Genomic DNA, 2,724 nt, shown 5'->3' with positions numbered 1-2,724 from the left:
GTGCTGGTGCCCGGCGGCTTCGGCGAGCGCGGGGCCGAGGGCAAGATCGAGGCGGCCCGGTTCGCCCGCGAGCGCAACATCCCCTATTTCGGCATCTGTTTCGGCATGCAGATGGCGGTGATCGAGGCGGCCCGGAACCAGGCGGGTCTGGCGAAGGCCTCGTCCACCGAGTTCGGCCCGACCGAGGAGCCGGTCGTCGGCCTGATGACCGAATGGACCCAGGGCAACCAGCGGGTGCTGCGTCAGCAGGGCGGGGACCTGGGCGGCACCATGCGTCTGGGCGCCTATGACTCGACCCTGGCGCCGGGGTCGAAGATCGCGGAGATCTACGGCACGACCGCCATCAGCGAGCGCCACCGCCACCGCTACGAGGTCAACATCAACTATCGCGAGGCGATCGAGGCCAGCGGTCTGGTCTTCGCCGGCCTGTCGCCTGACGGCGTCCTGCCGGAAACGGTGGAGCGCACCGACCATCCGTGGTTCATCGGCGTCCAGTACCACCCGGAGCTGAAGAGCCGGCCGTTCAAGCCGCACCCGCTGTTTGCGAGCTTTATCGAGGCGGCGGTGGTGCAGAGCCGACTGGTCTGACCGCTGGTTGAGGTTTGAGCTGACCTAAAAGGCGTAACTCGAGGGCGGCCCTCCAGCGACAAGGTGCCATACAACTCCTTGGCGCCTGTATAGCTGAGCCTTCCCCCATCCGATTGTTGGGACGCTTTTGGCGGCGCAAACTACGCAGAGATTCCCCCACCTTGCACCTCCGGCAGCTTGGGCCGGACCGTCAATCATGTACATTTCCCCGTCCATCGGCCGGGAGCACACGTCACAGTTTTCGATAGGACCATGCCAGACTGGTCCGTTCTCGCCAATCGGGCCCAGAGCGTCATAGGCAGCGAAACGCGCTTGTGCAGCGGCGTAGTCAACACGCATTTATCTATCCCTTCTGTGCGATAAACAAAGGTGAGGCGTAGGCCTTACGCGTTTCGGGGTCGGTACGGTTGATCCGAAATACTCCACAAAGCTGCGCCTGACCGGATCTGAGTGTCGAGCCTGCTGTCGATGTGGTGATCCATCTTGGGTCGATCAGACAGATCAGTGTCCAATCTCCAAAGCGCCGATAGATAATGCTCTTATCTGAAGCCCATGCGGCCTCCAAGTCGGCCCCTTCCTTGACTGCAACCGTGCGGAAATTCATCGGCTCGAGGAAGCAGTACTGGCCAACTTCAAGCCCCGAAATGTCATCTACCTCGGCGACCTGGCTTGCATACAAGTCCTCACTGTTGAGGATGGATGTGTAAGAGGCCATCACTCTTCCCGCCTCGAATCCGAGGTCACGGAACCGATTTGCACTTCCGAAGTCAAACTGGGGTAGCGATAGCGAATTCGCCACGGCGTACATATCGACTCGGGGTGTATTAAGATAAAGAATATAGTGAAATTTTGGCTTGCGCACTTGCGTATGACCAAGACGCTCGTCTGCCCACGCGTAGTGATCCTCTCGCATTGCGGTGAGAACAGAAACCGTGAACTTCAAGGGATGTTGATCGATTTCGCTATGGCAGTTCTTGCACAGCAAAATGATGTTCGCTCGACCGTTTAGCTCGCCCGTGACTGGGTTTTCGCCGCCCCGCGGACCGTCGTCGGAGTATGCCCGAATATGCGCATCGTCGCCGAGGCGCGCCTTCTCCGCGAACTCATTCTCCCGAAAGACTTGTATCCTGCATTTATTGCAGCACCCAGCGGAGCGACCGATAATGAAACGGCGGTCCGGTTGCGACAGCGAGACACGCGTTAAAGTCACGGAACGTCTCCGGTTCTCTTCACCACGTGGCCGATGGCCGGCGCGATGTTGGGCCATAGCCCGTTTCAAGGAGATGGCGGACAGGGTGGGATTCGAACCCACGGTAGGCTTTCACCTACGGCGGTTTTCAAGACCGCTGCCTTAAACCACTCGGCCACCTGTCCGGCTGGAGAGGGGGCATAGCAGCGCATCTCGCGTTAACCAAAACGGAAATCGGTTCGGCGATGATTTCGCCATGTCGATGTCGCCCCTTCTCCTCCGCCGCGCCTCCAGAGCGTCGGTCGTCGTCGCCGTGACGGCCCTGCTGGCCGCCTGCGCCAGCGCGGGGGCGACCTCGGGCGGTCCGTCGGGACCCACGCGCGGCGGACCCCGTCTGGCCGAGGCGGCGCCCGTGGTGACGGACCCGGCGCCGATCGTGTCGGGGACCATGCGCCGGTATCAGATCCGGGGGCGCTGGTATCAGCCCGAGGAGCAACCGGCCTACGATCAGGTCGGGCTGGCGTCCTGGTACGGCGATCAGTTCAACGGGAGGCCCACGGCGACCGGCGAGCGGTTCGACATGCATGGGCTGACGGCGGCTCACAAGACACTGCCGCTGCCGGGACTGGTGGAGGTGACGAACCTGGCCAACGGCCGCCGGGTCGTTCTGCGGGTCAATGACCGGGGCCCGTTCGTCGACGACCGGATCATCGACCTGTCGCGCGGCGCGGCCGAGGCGCTGGACATGCTGTCGCGCGGGGTCGGGGAGGTGAGGGTGCGCTATCTCGGCCGCGCCCCCCGTCTGGGCGGCGGCACGGTGTTGCAGATGGCCGCGGCTCCGCCTCCGTCCCCGCCGGTCATTGCGCCGGCGCCGACGATTTCGGACGAGACATTCTGGCTTCAGGTCGCCGCCTATCCGCAGCAGGATCAGGCCCGCACGGTCGCCG

General features: G+C 63.1%; 3 protein-coding genes and 1 tRNA gene. 2 read left to right on the top strand and 2 right to left on the bottom strand.

The window, feature by feature from the left end:
* A partial coding sequence (locus JHC99_RS18375; RefSeq protein WP_292156133.1) for a gamma-glutamyl-gamma-aminobutyrate hydrolase family protein occupies positions 1-588 on the top strand: 588 nt, incomplete at its 5' end.
* Positions 589-931: 343 nt separating this feature from the next.
* Here JHC99_RS18375 and JHC99_RS18370 read toward each other — a convergent pair.
* Entirely contained in the window at positions 932-1,855 is a 924-nt protein-coding gene (locus tag JHC99_RS18370; protein WP_292156132.1) for a hypothetical protein, read from the bottom strand.
* Positions 1,856-1,872: 17 nt separating this feature from the next.
* A tRNA-Ser gene (locus tag JHC99_RS18365) sits at positions 1,873-1,962 on the bottom strand.
* 77 nt (positions 1,963-2,039) lie between these two features.
* On the opposite strand from JHC99_RS18365, the gene JHC99_RS18360 reads away from it, so the two are divergent.
* On the top strand, positions 2,040-2,724 hold a 685-nt coding region (locus tag JHC99_RS18360), incomplete at its 3' end, for a septal ring lytic transglycosylase RlpA family protein (protein ID WP_292156134.1).

The sequence above is a fragment of the Brevundimonas sp. genome (assembly GCF_016463485.1).
In the GTDB taxonomy this organism is placed as follows: Bacteria; Pseudomonadota; Alphaproteobacteria; order Caulobacterales; family Caulobacteraceae; genus Brevundimonas.
Note: the sequence above shows the minus strand (reverse complement) of the source record. Positions and strands in the feature narration are given on the sequence as shown.

Coding starts and splice junctions, on each gene's coding strand:
- JHC99_RS18370 (WP_292156132.1), bottom strand. CDS start 1,855: ATGGCCCAACATCGCGCCGGCCATCGGCCACGTGGTGAAGAGAACCGG.